Source organism: Polaromonas sp. P4_F9 (assembly GCF_056401235.1).
Genome location: NZ_JBFUJT010000004.1, coordinates 187,009 through 205,843 on the forward strand (window position 1 = coordinate 187,009; position 18,835 = coordinate 205,843).

At 62.4% G+C, this 18,835-nt stretch carries 17 protein-coding genes; 7 read left to right on the forward strand and 10 right to left on the reverse strand.

Annotated elements, in window-relative coordinates; all coding sequences use genetic code 11:
* Positions 1–57: 57 nt before the first annotated feature.
* From AC1DUB_RS05715 to tal, 4 genes are all read right to left on the reverse strand, one after another.
* On the reverse strand, positions 58–1,971 hold the full coding sequence (locus tag AC1DUB_RS05715; RefSeq protein WP_477728676.1) for an autotransporter domain-containing protein: 1,914 nt from the start codon (positions 1,969–1,971) through the stop codon (positions 58–60).
* Between the two features lie 280 nt (positions 1,972–2,251).
* A complete protein-coding gene (locus tag AC1DUB_RS05720) occupies positions 2,252–2,581 on the reverse strand; it encodes a DUF805 domain-containing protein (protein WP_477728677.1) in 330 nt (109 codons plus the stop codon).
* An 86-nt stretch (positions 2,582–2,667) separates the two neighbouring features.
* Complete coding sequence (gene pgi / locus AC1DUB_RS05725; protein ID WP_477728678.1) at positions 2,668–4,233, reverse strand: glucose-6-phosphate isomerase; 1,566 nt, start codon at positions 4,231–4,233, stop codon at positions 2,668–2,670.
* A gap of 229 nt (positions 4,234–4,462) precedes the next feature.
* Positions 4,463–5,410, reverse strand: a complete 948-nt coding sequence (gene tal / locus AC1DUB_RS05730; protein WP_477728679.1) for a transaldolase — start codon at positions 5,408–5,410, stop codon at positions 4,463–4,465.
* Positions 5,411–5,568: 158 nt separating this feature from the next.
* Between tal and zwf the strand changes: the two genes are divergently transcribed.
* Positions 5,569–7,038, forward strand: coding sequence for a glucose-6-phosphate dehydrogenase (gene zwf, locus AC1DUB_RS05735; protein WP_477728680.1), 1,470 nt, complete (start codon positions 5,569–5,571; stop codon positions 7,036–7,038).
* Positions 7,039–7,311: 273 nt separating this feature from the next.
* Positions 7,312–8,157 (forward strand): MurR/RpiR family transcriptional regulator, encoded by an 846-nt coding sequence (locus AC1DUB_RS05740; RefSeq protein WP_477717636.1) that lies wholly within the window; start codon positions 7,312–7,314, stop codon positions 8,155–8,157.
* 191 nt (positions 8,158–8,348) lie between these two features.
* Here AC1DUB_RS05740 and AC1DUB_RS05745 read toward each other — a convergent pair whose 3' ends face one another.
* The 4 genes from AC1DUB_RS05745 to AC1DUB_RS05760 all read right to left on the reverse strand — a co-directional run bounded on the left by AC1DUB_RS05745 (position 8,349) and on the right by AC1DUB_RS05760 (position 12,849).
* A complete protein-coding gene (locus AC1DUB_RS05745; protein ID WP_477728681.1) occupies positions 8,349–9,707 on the reverse strand; it encodes a M20 aminoacylase family protein in 1,359 nt (452 codons plus the stop codon).
* Positions 9,708–9,860: 153 nt separating this feature from the next.
* The gene (locus AC1DUB_RS05750) at positions 9,861–10,700 is read right to left on the reverse strand and encodes a DUF3047 domain-containing protein (RefSeq protein WP_477728682.1); all 840 of its coding nucleotides are present in this window, start codon (positions 10,698–10,700) and stop codon (positions 9,861–9,863) included.
* A 248-nt stretch (positions 10,701–10,948) separates the two neighbouring features.
* Positions 10,949–12,115 carry a porin gene (locus tag AC1DUB_RS05755; RefSeq protein WP_477728683.1) on the reverse strand — a complete coding sequence of 389 codons (1,167 nt, stop codon included), beginning with the start codon at positions 12,113–12,115 and terminating at the stop codon, positions 10,949–10,951.
* A 368-nt stretch (positions 12,116–12,483) separates the two neighbouring features.
* Positions 12,484–12,849, reverse strand: a complete 366-nt coding sequence (locus AC1DUB_RS05760) for a hypothetical protein (protein ID WP_477728684.1) — start codon at positions 12,847–12,849, stop codon at positions 12,484–12,486.
* Here AC1DUB_RS05760 and AC1DUB_RS05765 point away from each other — a divergent pair.
* Complete coding sequence (locus AC1DUB_RS05765; protein WP_477728685.1) at positions 12,848–14,095, forward strand: porin; 1,248 nt, start codon at positions 12,848–12,850, stop codon at positions 14,093–14,095. The two genes, AC1DUB_RS05760 and AC1DUB_RS05765, sit on opposite strands and share 2 nt — an antisense overlap.
* A gap of 210 nt (positions 14,096–14,305) precedes the next feature.
* Entirely contained in the window at positions 14,306–14,935 is a 630-nt protein-coding gene (coq7, locus tag AC1DUB_RS05770) for a 2-polyprenyl-3-methyl-6-methoxy-1,4-benzoquinone monooxygenase (RefSeq protein WP_477728686.1), read from the forward strand.
* 177 nt (positions 14,936–15,112) lie between these two features.
* On the opposite strand, the gene AC1DUB_RS05775 is transcribed toward coq7, so the two are convergent.
* Both AC1DUB_RS05775 and AC1DUB_RS05780 read right to left on the reverse strand, forming a co-directional pair.
* Positions 15,113–15,571, reverse strand: a complete 459-nt coding sequence (locus AC1DUB_RS05775; RefSeq protein ID WP_477728687.1) for an OsmC family protein — start codon at positions 15,569–15,571, stop codon at positions 15,113–15,115.
* Between the two features lie 13 nt (positions 15,572–15,584).
* Entirely contained in the window at positions 15,585–15,827 is a 243-nt protein-coding gene (locus AC1DUB_RS05780) for a hypothetical protein (RefSeq protein WP_477728688.1), read from the reverse strand.
* Between AC1DUB_RS05780 and ilvA the strand changes: the two genes are divergently transcribed.
* Genes ilvA through cobT form a run of 3 tightly spaced genes read left to right on the forward strand, consistent with a single transcriptional unit; the run spans position 15,826 to position 18,806 of the window.
* Complete coding sequence (ilvA, locus tag AC1DUB_RS05785; RefSeq protein ID WP_477728689.1) at positions 15,826–17,448, forward strand: threonine ammonia-lyase, biosynthetic; 1,623 nt, start codon at positions 15,826–15,828, stop codon at positions 17,446–17,448. The genes AC1DUB_RS05780 and ilvA overlap by 2 nt on opposite strands.
* A gap of 12 nt (positions 17,449–17,460) precedes the next feature.
* Positions 17,461–17,724, forward strand: coding sequence for a cysteine-rich CWC family protein (locus AC1DUB_RS05790; protein ID WP_477728690.1), 264 nt, complete (start codon positions 17,461–17,463; stop codon positions 17,722–17,724).
* Positions 17,721–18,806, forward strand: a complete 1,086-nt coding sequence (cobT, locus tag AC1DUB_RS05795) for a nicotinate-nucleotide--dimethylbenzimidazole phosphoribosyltransferase (RefSeq protein ID WP_477728691.1) — start codon at positions 17,721–17,723, stop codon at positions 18,804–18,806. The genes AC1DUB_RS05790 and cobT overlap by 4 nt, the downstream gene beginning before the upstream one ends.
* The last annotated feature ends 29 nt before the right edge of the window (positions 18,807–18,835 follow it).

Below are 18,835 nucleotides of genomic sequence, written 5' to 3' on the forward strand. Positions count from 1 at the left end.
GCTTTCGCACCGCGGCCTTTTTTTTGTGCGTCCGTGCGCAGAACTTCGGGAGTCTGGCTAAAAAGGCACTTGCAGGGCTGCTCCCACCGACCAGCCGCGGATGTCGTTTTGCGACAAAGTGGTGCTGTACAGCAAGCTCCATTGCATGCCACCGCCCAGCAAGCCTTTGACACCCAGCGTCGCCAGTGCAAACTGGCCGTCCGGCCTGTCGCCATCGACGGTGATGGAGTTGCTCGCATAGCTGCCCATCGTCACACGCAGGGGGTCATGGTTCAGGTCTTTTTCCAGGCTGACACGGGCGAACGGCTTGATGCGCCCCATGTCGTAAGTGCCATTGAACCCCAGCGACACACGCCGGGATTTGTAGGTGGTGTCGCCAAAACTGAAGGCCAGCGGGCCGGGCGCTTCGGCGTAAGCCTTCACCTTCACGCTTTCTTCGGTCAGCGACAGCGTAGGGCCGCCAGAAAAGCGGCCCGACTTCAGGATATAGCCGCCGCCCACGCGCATTGACGCATAGCTGCCGGTCGTTTGTCCCGTCGAGGAAACCAGCAACTGCGTCGACCCCAGCCGGACATCGCGATGAACGTTGTCAAAGTCAATATCGCCATAAGCCAGTGCCGCATTCAGGTACCACTCGGGCGACAAGGCCACGGTGGCGTAGGCCCCCATGGTGGTGAGCCGGGTTTTGAAGCCGCCGGTGTTCTCCGAGAATGACAAATCGCCATCCGCATGCGACAGCACCAGCCCGGCCAGCGCATTGGGTGCCAGTGTGATGTCGCCGCCGACCAGCGCCACGGTGGTTTTGGCTTCATTGCCCATCCGCACGCCCAGCGTCGAAGCACCGAAGCGGCCGCTCTCCAGCGCGGTGTACATCTCAAGATGACCCTTTGGACGAAGCACGATTTTGCTGTCGTCGGGCTGGCCGACCAACAGCGCCCCCGATGTCAGGCGCCCTTCCAGCGTTTGCGCATGCTGCCGGATGGCGACCAGTGGCGCCACCGCCAGCGTGCTGTTCTGGCCCGCGGCACGCATGCTTGCCAGCGTCACCTGGGCAAAAATCTTGTGCGTTGCCGAGGTCGGATGCACCCCATCGGCGAACACATAGGTATCGGCCTCCGGGGGATTGACGCACAGGAGCGATGAGCTGCCGGGCGGCAGGCAGGCCGGCTGGGTCGCAGCATTCAGCGCGGTAAAACCGTAGGCAGCAGGCCGCGCGCGCAGATCGTTGAGCACCCTGTTGGTGTCAAACACCAGCACATTGCGCCCGACGGTGGCCTGTAGCAGTTGCTGGTTGAAGGTGTCAGACATCGCGGTCAGCAAGCCGGCGCCCTCAGGCCCTTGCGAAAGTCCGAATGGCGTGACGCCCAGATCCGGCAGGGTGTTGACGAGGATCAGTTTGGCCCCCGCCGCCTGCAGGCGCATGATCTGGGCGTTCAGGTCACCGGCCGAGGTGCCGACATTGACCAGCGCCGAGGGCACCGGCAAGCCCAAGCCCACCGCGCCGTATTGGGTAAATATGTCGTTGGCTCCGGCCCAGACCGTGACAAAGGCCTTGCCGTCAATGCGGCCGCCGGTGTCGGCCAGCAGGCGGTCAACCTGGCTGCTGACCGGGTCGGCCGTGAACCAGATGCCGGCGCCGACTCCCACGCCAGGACTCAGCAAAACCCGCGAGCCACCCTGTGCGTAATTGGTTCCGCCGTTGGCAGTCCGTGTGGGTGCGCCACCCTGGTTGACGATCGCGGCCTCGCTGGAAAGTCCCAGCGACTGGCCCAGGTACTGCGTCCAGACCAGCCCCGGGTTGGTGGTGAAGCGGCCGGAACCGGGCACAAACAATTGCGTGGTCGGTGCATACGTGCCGGCGTCGCTCAAGCTGTCGCCAATAGAGTAGAGATTGCTGATGAGCTGGGCCTGGGCCGAAAAGGCCAGAAGGCAGGCAGCGGCGGTCAGGCTGTAACGAATTGGTTTTTGCATGAAGTATTAGAAAGAATAATTAAGCATCAGGCCAAAAAAGAATCACCAAAAAAAAAGGTCGCCAAAAGAACTGCAAAAAGGATTGGATTGAACCGCTATCCAGTCGCATTGGCTACTAGGGCTAACCTCATCACCGCGGCATAGGCATACAGGGGCGGCAGGAATATAAGCACGCCCCATGCCGGTCGACGCCTGCAACCCGCTGCCTCCCAAGGCAGGCCATGTCCGAAGGGCCGCAGCGCTTACCGCTGCAACCCTTTTTTTGATGAACCTTGAATCTTCAGGCGGAGGCCGCGTCGTAAACACCGGCGTCGTCAGACGCGGGCTGCGCCCACCAGTAAATCAGCAGGAAATAACCGATGCCGGTGAGCATGATGAGCTGCCACCACCCACTTTTGCCAATATCGTGCAAGCGGCGCGTGCCCACCGCCAGTGCCGGCAGCAGCAAGCCCAGCACCATCAGCCCGTTAAGCAGGTCGCTCACCATCGAGGCGGCAACCGACACCAGAACCTGGAACAGAAAGAACCACCAGAATTCAGGGCGCGATGCGCGACCTGAAAATTGCGCGTACCTGGAAAGGCAGGTGGAAATGGCTTGACCGAAATTCATGGTGCGTGTCCTCCTCACAGGATTGATACCGGGGTAAGCTCCCCGCGCCATGATATGCGCAAGACTGAGGCCCTTGCTACCGCGACCTAGCGCAGGCGCTGCAACAGCCCGGCCGTAGAGCCGTCAAGCCCCGATACATCCCCGCTGTGCAAACGCGGCTCGATGTCTTTGGCCAACACCTTGCCGAGCTCAACACCCCACTGGTCAAAACTGTTGATGCCCCAGATGGCACCGCTCACAAACACGCGGTGCTCCTGCAGGGCAATCAGCGCGCCAAGGCTGGCGGGCGTGAGTTGGTCCAGCAGCAGGAAGGTGCTGGGCCGGTTGCCGGGAAAATGCCTGTGGCCACCCTCGTCGTTTTTGCCCTGCATCAGCGCCTGCGCCTGTGCCAGCACATTAGCCAGCAATTGTTCATGGTGCCCGGGCAGGCCATGCGTCGCTTTTTTGACGGCCACGAACTCCACGGGCACGACGGACGTGCCTTGGTGCAGCATCTGGAAATAGGCGTGCTGGCCGTTGGTGCCGGGCTCGCCCCACAGCACCGGCGCCGTCGCAAACGGCAAGGCCTGGCCGTCCACATCCACGCGCTTGCCGTTGCTCTCCATTTCCAGCTGCTGCAAGTACGCCGGCAGGCGCCGCAAGGCGCTGCTGTAGGGGGCGATGCTGCGGCTGCCAAAGCCGTGGAAATTGCGGTACCAGACATCGAGCAGGCCGAGGCGCACCGGCAGGTTGTGCGCCAGCGCTGCCGTGCGAAAGTGCTCGTCCATCGCGTGGGCGCCGGCCAGCAACTCGCGAAAACCAGTGGAGCCAATCGCCATCGCAATCGGCAGCCCGATGGCCGACCACAGCGAATAGCGGCCGCCCACCCAGTCCCAAAAACCGAAGGTGGTGCGTATGCCAAACGCATTGGCCGCCACGACGTTGGTCGTCAGCGCAGCGAAATGCCGGTTGACATCGCGGCCGCCGCCCGCCTCAAACCAGCGCTTTGCGGAATGCGCATTGCTCATGGTTTCGGTGGTGGTAAAGGTCTTGGACGCAATCAGGAACAGCGTGCTGTGCGGCTTGCATTGCGCCAGCACGCCGGCCAGTTCCTGGCCATCGACGTTGGAGACAAAGTGAAAGCGTTTGCCCGTGGTGGCAAATTCGCCCAGTGCCAGCACCGCCATTTGCGGCCCCAGGTCCGAGCCGCCGATGCCGATGTTGACGACGTCGGTAATGGCGTCATCGGCGCGCAGCTGTTCCGCATAGGCCAGCATGGCGTCCAGCGTGGTGTGCACCTGGTCCAGCTCATCAGCCATGTTGTTTCCAGCCGATTGCGTCGGCTGTTGGCTGGGAAGAGCCGGTTGTCGCAACAGGAAATGCATCACCGCGCGTCGTTCGGTGCTGTTGATCCTGTCACCGGCAAACATGGCGTCACGGTACTGCTCAAGCTGGCATTGAACGGCCAAATCCAGCAGCAGCGCGTGGCTGGTGGCATCCAGAAGATTTTTGGAGAGGTCGGCAAAAACGTAGGGCGCTTCCTGGCTGAAGCGGGTAAACCGCTCCGCATCGCTGGCAAACGCCTGACGCAGATCGAAGGTTTTTCCGCCGGCTTCAAAGCAGGCCTGCAGCGCAGCCCAGGCCGGGGTTTGGTCACAACGCAAACGGGTCATAGGACCCCCACGCTTTTCACTGCGTGTAATGCGCTGCCCCCCGAGGGGACTGCTGCGCCTGCGGTCTGGCAAAGCCAGTCCCGCGGCCCCGGCTTGCTGTATGCATCCCACCAGTCTGAGCCGCGGAGCCGGATTTGGCCTGTTCTGAGCTTGTCGAAGGGCCGGGCCGCAGGCTCCAGCCCTGCGGGGGCTGAACTTCCTCGGGGCGGCCCGTCGCTGCGTTCAGCGTTCATGCCGCCACCATCAAATGCTCAAGCTTCACGGCATCGGCGGCAAACGCGCGTATGCCTTCGGCCAGCTTCTCGGTGGCCATGGCGTCTTCATTGAGCGCATAGCGAAAACCGGTTTCGTCGTAGTTCACTGCGGGCAGGTCCAGCGACCTGGCAGCCCCGGCGTCGAGCGAGCGGGCCAGCGGCATATCGGACGCGGCCAGCTGGGCCAGCAGTTCGGGACTGATGGTCAGCAGGTCGCAGCCCGCCAGCGCGGTGATCTGGCCCGCATTGCGGAAACTCGCGCCCATGACCTCGGTGGCAATGCCGAAGTGCTTGTAATGGTTGTAGATCTGGCGCACCGATTTCACGCCGGGGTCGTTGGCGCCTGCATTGGCGGCCTCGTCCCACGTGGCGCCGGCCGACTTTTTGTACCAGTCGTAAATGCGGCCCACAAAGGGTGAAATCAGCTGCACCTTGGCCTGGCCGCAGGCCACCGCCTGGCAGAACGAAAACAGCAGCGTCAGGTTGGTATGGATGCCGCGCCGCTCCAGCCTTTCAGCCGCCTGTATGCCCTCCCAGGTGGCGGCCACCTTGATCAGCACGCGGTCAATGTGAATGCCCTCGGCCTGGTACAACTCGACGATGCGCTCGCCGCGCGTATAGCTGGCGTTGGCATCAAAGCTCAGGCGGGCATCGACTTCGGTGGACACACGTCCCGGGATGATGGAGAGGATTTCACAGCCAAAGCGCACCAGCAGCCGGTCCATGACTTCATCGAGCGCCCGGCCCTTGAACCGGGCCACCGTCTCCTTGAGCAGGGGCTGGTAGTCGGCTTTTTGCACCGCCTTGAGGATCAACGAGGGATTGGTGGTGGCATCCTGCGGCTTGAACTGGCCCAGTTGCCTGAAGTCCCCGGTATCGGCGACCACGGTGGTGAATTGTTTGAGGGATTCGAGCTGATTCATGGCTAAAAGTGTAGGTGACGGGGTAAAAAGCGATGTAACAAGACTACCTGTTTGAGTTACCATTATGCCGAATAAATGTGAAACTAAATTACAAGAACGACGCGGGCGACTTTCGGTAGCCTCCCGCACTTCCGACTAATCTCCTTATCAAGGTTTTCATGAGTTTTGATCTCATCCTGTTTGGTGGCACCGGCGATCTGGTGTGGCGGAAAATCATGCCCGCGCTGTTTCAGGCCTTTCGCCACGGCTCGCTACCCACGGGGGCACGCATTGTGGGCGTGGCACGCGACGATCTGTCCGACGACCAATACCGCACCCTGATCAAGGCCCGCTTCGACCACGTCGAGCTGGCCAAGCGGCCCAGCGAGGAGGAGTTTTCGCGCTTTGCGGCGCTGCTCGGCTACCTGCGCATGGACTTGTCCAACCCGGGCGACTATGCGCAACTTGCGGCCCGACTGCAGCAGCGGCCGGCCGAGGTGGTGGTGATGTATGTGGCGACCGCCCCCAGCCTCTTCACCACGGTGTGCGAGCAGATTGCCGCCGCAGGCCTGAATGGGCCGCAGACACGCGTGGTGCTTGAAAAGCCGCTGGGTCATGACCTTGCCTCCAACCGCGCCATCAACAAGACGGTGCGCAGCGTGCTGCAGGAAGATCAAATCTTCCGCATTGACCATTACCTGGGCAAGCCATCGGTGCAAAACCTGTTTGCACTGCGCTTTGGCAACTCGCTGTTTGAGCCGCTGTGGCGCCGCGAAACGATTGCCAACATCCAGATCACGATTGCCGAAGACCTGGGGGTTGAAAAGCGCGGCGCGTTCTACGACAGCACCGGGGCGCTGCGCGACATGGTGCAAAACCATGCGCTGCAATTGTTGTGCGCCATTGGCATGGAGCCGCCCATCAACTCGCACGCCGATGCGATCCGCGATGAAAAGCTCAAAGTGCTGCGATCGCTCAAGGCCTGGACGCCGGAAACCCTGAGCCAGCATGTCGTGCGCGGCCAGTACGCCGCGGGCAACATCGACGGCGAGGCCGTGCCCGCCTACCGCGACGAAAAGGGGGTGCCCCCCGACAGCACCACCGAGACCTTTGTGGCGCTGCGTACCGAGATTGCCAATTGGCGCTGGGCGGGCGTGCCGTTTTACATCCGTACCGGCAAGCGGCTGGCGGGCCGGGATGCGCACATCGAGGTGAACTTCCGGCCGGCACCGCACGCCATTTTCAAGTCGCCCCTGGCGGAGTCGAACGTCGGCAACCGCCTGGTGATCAACCTGCAGCCCAAGGACGGCCTGGAGCTGCATCTGCTGGCCCAGGGCTCGCACCAGCGCCATGACCGCGGCACCCCCTCGTTGGTGCCGGTGCAGCTCGACCTGGACTTCGACAAGCGATTCGGCGCGGAACGCGTGGGTGCCTACGAGCGGCTGTTGCTCGACGTGATCGCCGGGCGGCTCAACCTCTTTGTGCGCAGCGATGAGCAGGAGGAGGCCTGGCGCTGGGTCGAGCCAGTCCTCGACGCCTGGAGCAGCCAGCCGGCCGGGCCGCGCCCCTACGCGGCAGGCACATGGGGCCCCAGCGCGGCGAGCGCCATGATTGCGCGCGATGGCTATTGCTGGAGCGAGGAATGTTAGCCCCCACGCTCCCCACTGCGTGTGGTTCGCTGCCCCCCAGGGGGGCCGCTGCGCCTGCGGCCCGGCTAAGCCGGTTCCGCGGCCCCTGCTGGTTGGGGGAATCACTGCTCTCGCTTGCTTCGCGTCACTTCCTGGCCCCCGAGGGGCTGGAGCCTGCGGCTCCAAGCCTGCCTGAGCAGGCTTGGACAGGCGACAGAGGCGAGGCGTCTCGCGACCCGCGGCCTGCAAGGCCTCGGGAGTTACACGAAGTGAACGACCGTGGGGGCCATCCACATGCTTGACCGAATCAAAGCCTCCCTGCCCTCGCTGGCGCCTGCGGAGCAACGGGTCGGCCGGCTGGTGCTGACTGATCCGCGGGCGTTTGCCAACCTGCCCATCACCGAACTGGCCAACCGCTCCCATGTCAGCAAACCGACGGTGGTGCGCTTTTGCCGCAGCATGGGTTATGACGGCCTGTCGGACTTCAAGCTCAAGCTGGCGGGCAGCGTGAGCGAGGGCGTGCCTTTCATTCACCGCAGTGTGGATGCCGATGACAAGACCAGCGATGTGCTCGTGAAGGTCATCGACAACACCGTGGCCGCGTTCCTGAAGTACCGCAACGATGCGAGTTCGGTGGCCATTGAGAAAGCCACCGAAGCGCTGCTGGCCACTTACAACACCGGCAAGCGCATCGAGTTTTTTGGGGTGGGCAATTCCGGCATCGTGGCGCAGGATGCACAGCACAAGTTCTTCAGGCTGGGCATCACCAGCATCGCCTACAGCGACGGCCACATGCAGGTCATGAGCGCCTCGCTGCTGGGCCCCGGCGACTGCGTGGTGGTGATTTCCAACTCGGGCCGCACCCGCGACCTGATGGATGCCTGCGACATTGCCCGCAAGAACGGCGCGACCACGATTGTCATCACCGTGACCGGTTCGCCGCTGGCGGCCGCAGGCAACATTCACCTGGCGGCTGACCACCCCGAAGGCTACGACCGCTACAGCCCCATGGTGTCCCGCCTGATGCACCTGATGATCATTGACATCCTGGCCACCTGCGTGGCGCTGCGCATAGGAGCCAAGCTCCAGCCGCTGCTCAAGGAAATGAAAAACAACCTGCGCAACAAGCGCTACGCCTGAGGCCGGCCCCTCGCATTGCTTACGCCCTCTCCCTCTGGGCTTACTCCCTCTCCCTCTGGGAGAGGGTTGGGGTGAGGGCCGCTGCCTGGGAAAAGGCGCGGATTTTTTCAGCCGCCGCAAGCCCTCACCCCTGCCCTCTCCCAAGGGGAGAGGGAGTCATGCCGTCTGCACTCTCCCGGAGGGAGAGGGGGTCATACCGCCTGAGGCTTGAGCGGCAGCGAGCGCTCCACAATCCCCGCAAAAAGGGCCGAGCCCAGCGGCAGCACGCTGTCGTTGAAGTCGTAGCAGCTGTTGTGCAAGAAGCGGCTGCCCACGCCGCCAATGCTGGCGCCCTTGCCATCCGGAATCTGCTCGCCCTGCCCCAGGCGCAGGTAGGCGCCCGGCTTGACCTTGAGCATGAAAGAGAAATCTTCCGAACCCATGCTGGGCTCCAGGTCGCGCACCACATTTTCCGGGCCGACGAGCTGTTCGGCCACGGCGGTCGCCAGCGTGTACTCGGCCGGTGAATTGATGGTGGCCGGGTAAATGCGTTCGTAGGTCACGATGGCCGTGGCGCCAAAGCCCTGCGCCACCGAAGCGCACAAGTCCTGGAGGCGCCGCTCCACCAGGTTCTGCACATCGGGCCTGAACGTGCGCACGGTACCCACCAGCGTCGCGCTGCCGGCCACCACGCTCATCGCCCCGGGATCGCCCGCGTGCATGGCACAGAGGCTGATCACTGCGCTGTCCATGGCCTTCACGTTGCGCGAGACGATGCTCTGCACCGCGGTGATGATGTGAGCGGCCACCAGCACCGGATCGACCGTGAGGTAGGCATGCGCGCCATGGCCGCCTTTGCCGGTGATCTCTATGGTGACGCGGTCGGCCGCGGCCATCATCGGACCGGGGTTGATGCCAATGGTGCCGGGCTGCATCGCGGGCCAGTTGTGCATGGCGTAAATCGATTGCACTGGGAAGCGCTCGAACAGTCCGGCATTGATCATGGCCTCTGCCCCGCCACGCCCCTCCTCCGCCGGCTGGAAAATAAGCACCGCATCGCCGGCAAAGTGGCGCGTCTCGGCCAGGTAGCGGGCAGCACCCACCAGCATGGTGGTGTGGCCATCGTGGCCACAGCCATGCATCAGCCCGGTTTTGGAGGACTTCCAGCCAAACTCGTTGTGCTCCGTCATGGGCAGGGCATCCATGTCGGCGCGCAAGGCCACCATGGGCCGGGCGCCGGACGTGAAAGGCGTGCCGGTCTGCTGGCCCTTGATGACGGCAACCACACCCGTTTTGGCAATGCCGGTGTGTACTTCATCCACACCGCATAACTTGAGCGCATGCGCCACGCGACTCGAGGTATAGACCTCTTCAAAGCCCAGTTCGGGGTGGGCGTGCAGGTCCCGGCGAAAGGCCGTCAGCTCCGGATGGAACTGCGAGATTTGTGCAAAGGCCCGGCCGCTGGCGCGCAGCTGGGGCGGGCGGTCGGCTTGCACTAAAGTAGCAGCGGAGGCAGAAGCGTCAGATGCGATGGCAAGGGAGCTGGCATCTATAGTGGCCGGAGCGCGCATGGGAATGGATCCTCGGTTCAGCAAATACCAATACTAGCGGTGAGTCATGAAGACCGTGTTGAGCTTGTGTAAATCGCAGTTGCGGTCATGGGGTTTACAACGATTGGGAGGGTGTTGCAGCTATGCGGCTACACAACTATTGCTGGCGGCCCCTCAGGGCTTGAGCGCGCTGTCGGCAGTTCCGCTCGAGGCGGAATCGGCCATCGTGGACTGCGCAGATTTGGCAAGCAAAGTGACGGGGCCATACCATGCCCGGGTCTCTTGCCGGGTGTTGTCGGTGTCCGTCATGATGGCAATGCCCACCAGTGCACCGGGTGCCTCGCCAAACGCCTTTTCATAATCGGCGCGAATATCGCGCTCGTAGTCAAGCCAGCGGCCGAGCCGCGCCGGCCCGGATTCAAGCACCAGCTTGCGGATACGGTCTGTGCGCGAATTGACAATCACGGTACCGGCGGGGCGGTGGTTTCCCCAGACATACATCAGGGTCGCATAGGGCATCGGCTCGCCGGTCAGTGCCAGCGCCAGTTCCGACAACATGGCGTCTTTGGCGGAAAGCTTCGAGCGGTCACCCTCAAAGGCCAGCACCAGCCGCACCGGCGAGTCGCCACTGTCACGCTGGGTCAGGTCTGCGCCGGCAATCAGCGCCGTCGCCTTCCAGGAAAAACCAAGCCGGCCGAGCTCGCCTGGTTCAACACGCAGGCTCTGCCGCAACATGCTGGCCGCACTGCTCGAGTCGCTCTGGACGGCGTCGCGGCCATCGATGCGCAGGGCGCGATAGTGTGTAGGCTTTTTACCCGGAAAAGTACAGTGCTGCCACATGACGGGACTGCTTGAAGGCACCCCGTTGGCGCGCAAGGTAGACACCCACTCCACATCCTGATCAGCCGCACGCTCAACGGGCGCCACCCCTGCGCAAGCCGTCAGCAGGCACAGGGAAAGTGCCGCGCCCAGGCGCGGCAGCAGACCGGGTGAACAAAAATCAGGCAGGAACATAAGGGTGCAGACTGGTTGCAGACTGGTTGGGAGAGGTTAGGCGCTGGAGTGATCTCAACAAGGATGAACAGGTGCCTGGGGGAACATGACGTGCTTGCAAGGTTGAAAAATCACCGTCAACCATAACAAAACGCCTTCGACAACATTGCGTTTACCTTATTTACCTTAATCCATAAAAAAAGCCGCCTCGGGTTTCCCCGAAACGGCTTTTAGGTTTTCATCAAAAGCTGGCTCAAGCCAGCCTCAGATTAGAACGTGTGGCGAAGGCCAGCTGCGTAGGTCGTGGTGCGACCGATGTTGCTGGTTGGGTAAACCACTTTGATAGCGTCAGCCAGATCGCCGTAAGCCTTGGTGCTCAGGGCGCCTGCGTACAGGGTCGTGCGCTTGCTCAAAGAGTACAGAGCCTGAACACCGAAGCCGGTGCTCTTGCCCAGATCGTCACCCTTGGAACGGGCAACACCAGCGCTCAGGGTCGTAGCGCCCAGAGGCACTGCAACGCTCAAGCTAACTTCTTTTTGTGCTTCCAGATCGCCAGTCACGCCCAGAACCGTGAGGTCCTTGTACTTGGCACGGTTGAAACCGACGCCAACTTTAGCCACGCCGAAGTTATAAGCAACGTTCAACAGGGTGTTTTCCAGAGCAGGCTTGGCCGTAGCGGTACGGCTCGTGGCTTCAGACTGGTAACCACCGGAGATCAGCAGAGGGCCGTTGGCGAACTTCAGGTTGGCCGAAACGGTTTTGCTGGCGCCAGCTGCCGCGGTCTTGTCTTCGCCCAGGCTGTACATCAGGCCGCCGCTGAAGCCACCAAAGCTGGGGCTGGCGTATTTCACGCTGTTGTTGAAACGGCTGTTGTAGCCGATCCAGGTCGTGTTGCGACCGACGAAAGAAGCCAGGGCAGTAGCGCCGGCGGTGGTTGGTGCCACCAGGCCCAGAACAGCTGCTTCGGCAGTAGCTGCGCTGTTGCCGTTGTTGGTGTTGGACGGATCAAAAATCGTTGCGCCCATCATGGCGTGGTCAGCAGCCACGTCGTCGTAGGAGCTGGTGTTGCGACCCAGGGTCACGGTACCGAAGCCGCCGGTCAGACCGACAACAGCTTTACGGCCAAACAGGGCGCCCTGTGCGGAAGCACCGGTGTCGATGTTGAAGCCGCTCTCGATGTTACCAATGACAGCCATGCCGCCGCCGATGTCTTCGCTAACGCGCAGGCCCCAACGGTTGCCGTTCAGGCCGCCGCCGTCAATTTTGGTCTGTTTCAGGCTCTGAACAGAAGCGGTAGCGCCCGTGCCAACAGCAGTGTTGGTTTTGTAGCTGCCGAAGTTGGCGTCGAGCAGACCGTAGAGGGTCACGGTCGACTGAGCTTGTGCTGCACCAGCCATCGCGCCGAGTGCGGCCAAAGCGATAAGGGTCTTTTTCATTTGAGAGTTTCTCCAAGGTTAAACATAGGGCTCCGGTACGGGGTCCAATCAGCTTGCGCTTTTTGGCTCCACCAGAGACCCGGGCCAACCCCCTTTCGGGAAGTTGGGTCTATTGCACCAGACCCGGCCCCGTTTCGCAAAAGAATCGGCCCAAAAACCCGCCATTCGTTGCATACCCACAACAACTTTCCTCTGCCCCGTGGAACTGAAACAACACAGCATTGCGTGTAGGGCAAAAGTTCCTACTACTGATGCCGGTTTAAATCTGGACTGAAAGCTTTGGCAAAACCTCTGTTTGAATCAAGGGCGCCAATCGGACAGCGGTGTCCGCGCAAAGGCTGTGGCACGCCTGCCACGCCGCCCGGAAACTAGAGGTAAAAGCCTAACCGATTCTGCGGCCCCAAAAAGCAAACGCTGCCGGTGCGGGTACGCACGGCCAGAAAATCCACCGCGTCAGAGGAGAACAAAGGAAAAAACCCGGGAAAGCAGCTAAACGCCATGCCTTTTTTTGGCATCCCGGAGTCCCGCCAGACAAAGGGTTTTCCCCTGTCACCGAAGCGATAAGCCGGGGAGTGCCACTCTTTACGGTTCTCCGCATCGCCCTTAATCTCGCCTCCGTCGAAACAGCCCGGTCGATCGACGGCGATTGCAAATATTGACCTCTTACTTTTCTGTCGTTTTTTGCTTTTGTTTTGTTTTTGTTTTTTGTTAATTAGAACTTTTGGAGACTCCATGAAAAAACTGACCCTGGTCGCCACTGCAGTGATGGGACTGTTGTCCGCCACGACCGCGATGGCCCAAAGCACCGTGACCGTTTACGGCCTTCTTGACGGTGGTTACAACCACGTATCGGGTCTCCGGCAGGGCAGCGTCAACACGATTGCCAGCGGCATCATGGAAGGTTCGCGATTTGGCCTTCGCGGCACGGAAGACATCGGCGGCGGCTACAAAGCCATTTTTACCCTTGAAAACCGCTTTGAACTGGATACCGGATCGGTCACCAACCGGCCCAATTCCGGCGCCCAGTTGCCTGACCGCCTGAGCAACGCCGCGCTGATGGGCCTGCCTGGCGCCTTCCAGCCGGTCCTGAACTCCGTTGGCGCCAGCATTGGCTCGACGATCGGTGTGAACATCGCCGGCAACCTGTTCGACCGCCAGGCCTTTGCCGGCCTGATCACGCCAGTGGGTGCAATCACCTTTGGCCGCCAGTACACGCCAGCCTATTTGACCAGCGCAGCGTTCGATGCAACGCAGACCCAGTCGAGCCTGGCACTGGGCCAGATCGCCACCTTTCCGCCCAGCGTCGACATTCGCCTGAGCAATACCATCCAATACGCCATTCAGATGAGCGGTGTGACCGCCACGCTGATGTATGGCGCAGGCGAAGTCGCCGGCGACAATTCCAAGGGCCGTTTCTTCGGCGGCATGGCGATGTACAAGGGCAGCGGCTTCTCGATGGGCGTTGCCCACAACACGCGCAACAACGAACTGGGTCAAAAATCCCTGACTGACACCGTCCTGGGCGCCACGGTCGATGTGGGACCCGGCACCGTGTATGGCCAGTATGCCAAGGTCAAGGACGACAACCCATCGGGCCTGTCAACCATCGCCGCGACGGTGACCCCGTCGGTTGGCGCAGCGAACGCCGCCCTGATCCAGAATGCCTACATCAATGGCTTCAAGCAGGACGCCAACCTCATGCACATCGGCTACCGCGTCACCAGTGGCGTTCACACGGTCGTGGTGGCTTACAACCGGCTGGATGACAAGCGCCCGAACAATGCGGACACCACCTCCTACGGCGCGACCTATACCTATGCGCTGTCCAAGCGCACCAACCTCAATGCGGTGTTGACCCGCTTCAACAACAAGGGCTTGGGTCAGGCGGCTCCTGGCGGAAACGGCTTCCTCGGCGGCGTGACGTCTACCGCGGGCATGGACTCCACCAACCTCGCCTTCGGTATCCGTCACACGTTCTGATCACGTCCAGGAAAACCGAAAAAACACCGCAAAAACACCTTAGAGGCTCGCCCACGGGCCTCACGGTCAAATGCAATAAAAGCACCCTTTTTTGGGGGCTTTTTCTTTTTGCTTCCCGACAGCCGGGGCCCCTACCCGTACACCGCTTGTCCCCGCCCGTCAGGCCGCGCTAACATGCTGGGATACACCGTCCAGATGAGAGAAAAGGCCATGACACCCGCACTCGATACCGCGCTGAATGCCGCAGATGGCGCACTGCGCACCCTGTTTGCCAAACCTCAGGCCAGCCGTACCTGCCCCACCGTAGCGGGGCAGCGCACAGAACTGAGCACGCAGGAGAAGGCATTGTCGGGCTCGCTGATGCGGGTCAACCACGTGGGCGAAGTCTGCGCGCAGGCGCTTTACGCGGCGCAGGCCCTCACCACGCGGGACCCGGCACTGCGCCGGCACTTACTGGCGGCCAGCCGGGAAGAAGGCGATCACCTGGCCTGGACGCGTGAACGGCTCGACGAGCTCGGCGCGCGGCCTTCGCTGCTCAACCCCTTGTGGTACGCCGGGGCCTTTGGCCTCGGGCTGCTGGCAGGTCGTTTGGGTGACCGGGTCAGCCTGGGATTTGTCGTGGAGACCGAGCGGCAGGTGGAAGCCCACCTGGTCAGCCACCTGGAGCGCCTGCCTGAAGGCGACCACGATTCCCGGGCCATTGTGGCGCAAATGAAAGATGATGAAGCCCGCCATGCACAGGAGGCGCAAAACGCCGGCGCCATGCCCATGCCGGCCCCCGTCAAGGCGCTGATGCAGGCCTCGGCCAGGCTCATGACCACCACGGCCCACTACCTCTGAACTCCTGACCCCCTGCCCCCCTGAAGCCGGGTTCGCTCCAGCCGTCTTTTTGCTACTGATTTAGCAGCATGACATCCCTACAGAGCAGGGGCCACAGCCTGAAAACAAGCTGAGCTCATTGGGCAACCTCCGCGCTACGCGCTACGGTGCCATTCGCCCTGGGAGCGGCCCGGCGGCTCACGCCTCCTGCAACTCAAAACTGGTGGTGATGTCGGCCGTCTTGCCCAGCATGATGGTGGCCGAACAGTATTTGTCGTGACTCATGGCAATGGCGCGCTCGACCGCGCTGGCGACAAGGCCACGCCCCGTCACCACAAAATGCATGTGGATTTTGGTGAACACCTTGGGGTCTGTTGGCGCCCGTTCGGAACTGAGCTTGACCGAGCAGCCCCGCACATCGTGGCGGCCGCGCTTGAGTATCAATACCACGTCATAGGCCGTGCAACCGCCGGTGCCGGCCAGCACGGTCTCCATGGGCCGGGGTGCCAGGTTGGCACCGCCGTTTTCCGGCTTGTCCGCATCGGGCGCCCCATCCATCACCAGGGTATGGCCGCTGCCGGTTTCGGCCAGAAACGTCATACCCGAACGTGACCCGGTCGTTGTACTGAGGCCTGTCCAGCTCACTGTGCATTCCATAAAACATCACTCCTTATGCAAAAAATTTATAACCAAAACGCTGGAAATGTCGAATTTTTGCCACATATATTGTGCAGCGCAGCATTGCTCCGGCTATACTGAAATCATCGCAGCAATACAAAAACAAACCATAGCGGTTTTGTATTTTTGCACTGGTTGTCTCCTCCACTCCTCTAAGGGTGGATTTATAGGCCCAGACCGCAAGGTCTGGGTCTTTTTTCTTGCCCACTATGATGTTGGACTGCGAGAAAAACATGCCAACCCACACTCCCCCTGCTGCCCCCCCCTCCCCTCAAGCGGCCAAAACCGCACGCAAAGTGTCTGCGCAAGGCCTCAAGCCCGCCGATTACCTGAAAAAAATCCTCACCGCGCGGGTCTATGACGTCGCGCTGGAATCGGCCCTGGAGCCCGCGAAAAACCTGGGCCGGCGGCTGAACAATACCGTGCTGCTCAAGCGCGAAGACCAGCAGCCCGTCTTCAGCTTCAAGCTGCGCGGCGCCTACAACAAGATGGCGCACCTCAGCAGTGCCCAGCTCAAAAAAGGCGTGATTTGCGCCTCGGCCGGCAACCATGCCCAAGGTGTCGCCCTGAGCGCGCAAAAACTCGGCACCCGCGCCGTGGTGGTGATGCCGACGACCACGCCGCAGGTCAAGATCGACGCGGTCAAAGGCTGGGGCGCCGAAGTGGTGCTGCACGGCGATAGCTACTCGGATGCCCACGCCCATGCCGTGTTGCTGGAAAAAAAGCGCGGCCTGACCTTTGTGCACCCATTTGACGATCCGGACGTGATTGCCGGCCAGGGCACGATTGCCATGGAAATCCTGATGCAGCTGCAAAGCCTGGGCTCCAGCCGGCTCGATGCGGTGTTTGTCGCCATTGGCGGCGGCGGCCTGATTTCCGGCGTTGCGAACTACATCAAGGCGGTGCGACCCGAGATCAAGGTCATCGGCGTGCAGATGAACGACTCCGACGCGATGATGCAGTCGGTGAGCGCGAAAAAGCGCGTGGCCTTGCACGACGTGGGCCTGTTTTCAGACGGCACGGCCGTCAAGCTGGTGGGCGAGGAAACCTTTCGCATCAGCCGCGAACTGGTCGACGAATTCATCAGCGTGGACACCGACGCGGTGTGCGCCGCCATCAAGGACGTGTTTGTGGACACGCGCAGCATCGTGGAGCCTGCCGGCGCGCTGGCCGTGGCCGCCATCAAGCAGTACGTGGCCACGCACAAGACCAAGGGCGAAACCTACGCAGCCATTTTGTGCGGCGCCAACATGAACTTCGACCGCCTGCGTTTTGTGGCCGAGCGGGCCGAAGTGGGCGAGGAGCGCGAGGCGCTGTTTGCCGTGACGATTCCCGAAGAGCGCGGCAGCTTCCGGCACTTTTGCGAACTGATCGGCGAGTTGCCCGGCGGCCCACGCAGCGTGACCGAGTTCAACTACCGCATCAGCGACGACGAGAAAGCCCATGTCTTTGTGGGCCTGACCACCTCGGCCAAGGGCGAGAGCAGCAAGATCGCAGCCAACTTCTCCCGCCACGGCTTCAAGGCGCTCGACCTCACGCATGACGAGCTCGCCAAGGAGCATATACGCCACATGGTGGGCGGGCACAGCGCGCTGTCCAAAGACGAACGCCTGCTGCGCTTCATCTTTCCCGAGCGGCCCGGCGCGCTGATGAAATTTTTGTCCAGCATGCAGCCGGGCTGGAACATCAGCCTCTTTCACTACCGCAACCAGGGCGCCGACTATGGCCGCATCCTGGTGGGCCTGCAGGTGCCCAAGAGCGACAACAAGGCCTTCAAGGCCTTTCTGGACACGCTGGGCTACCCCCACGTGGAAGAAACCGACAACCCCGTCTACCGGCTGTTTCTACAGAGCTGAGCGGACCAACGCATGACATCACAAGGCACGCCATCACCAGAAACACCGGGGGCCGGCTTGTCCCCCACCTCGGTGTGTCCACGCTGCGGCGCCGGCTTTCGCTGCGGCATGGTGGCCGGCGACGCGCAATGCTGGTGCGTCAAGCTGCCGCACGTGATGCCCGTGCCTGCTTCAACGCCCCCGGAGAGCCGGGAGGCAAGCGCTGACAGAGCCAGCGCCGCCTCGTGCTACTGCCCGGCCTGCCTCCAGCTGATCACCGAGAACCGTGTCCGATGACTGCCACCACCTCTTTCCCCCCTGTCTCCTCTTCTCACCCGGCCCTGCACCTCCCGGTGATCGCGCCCATCGCCGACGCCGCGCTGGCGGACCGGCTGCAGCACAGGATCGACCACAAGACCAAGCCCGTGGGCGCGCTGGGTGCGCTGGAAGGCCTGGCGCTGCAGCTGGGCCTGATCCAGCGCCGCGAGACCGTCACGCTGCACGAGCCGCAAATGGTGGTGTTTGCGGCCGACCACGGCATTGCCGCAGAAGGCGTTTCAGCCTATCCGCAGGCCGTCACCGTGCAGATGGTTGGCAACATGCTGGCCGGCGGCGCAGCCGTCAATGTGTTTGCCCGCCAGCATGGCTTTGCACTGCACGTGGTCGACGCCGGCGTCGCGGCTGAACTGCCCGCGCATCCGCAACTGCTGCAGCGCAAGATCGCGCACGGCACGCGCAACCTCTGCAGCGAGCCCGCCATGTCGCTGGCCGAGGCCCATGCGGCGCTTCAGGCGGGCATGGCCGTCGTGCGGGCCCTGCCAGGCAATGTGGTGGCGCTGGGCGAAATGGGGATTGCCAACACCTCGGCGGCGGCCCTGCTGTTTGCGCGGCTGGCCGGCGCCAGCCTGGAGGACGCAACCGGGCGCGGCACGGGCCTGACCGACCCGCAGTTGCTGCACAAGCAAGGCGTGCTGATGCGCGCCCTGGAACGCCATGCCGATGCCACCCGGCCGCTTGACGCGCTCGCCGCGCTTGGTGGTTTTGAAATTGCCATGATGTGCGGCGCGATGCTGCAGGCCGCCAGCGAACGCCGCGTCGTGCTGGTCGACGGTTTCATCGCCGGCGCCGCGGCGCTGGTGGCCCACGCCCTGGCGCCGCAGGTGCGCGACTACCTGGTGTTCTGCCACCGCTCGGCCGAGCGCGGCCACGGCCTGCTGCTCGCCCACCTGAAGGCCACGCCGCTGCTTGAACTCGACCTGCGGCTGGGAGAAGGCACGGGCGCCCTGCTGGCCTGGCCGCTGGTGCAGTCGGCGGCGCTGTTCCTGGACGAGATGGCCAGCTTTGACTCGGCCGGCGTGAGCGGCAAGGAGAGCCCCTGAATGCGCCAGGATCTCGCCGCGATGTCGCC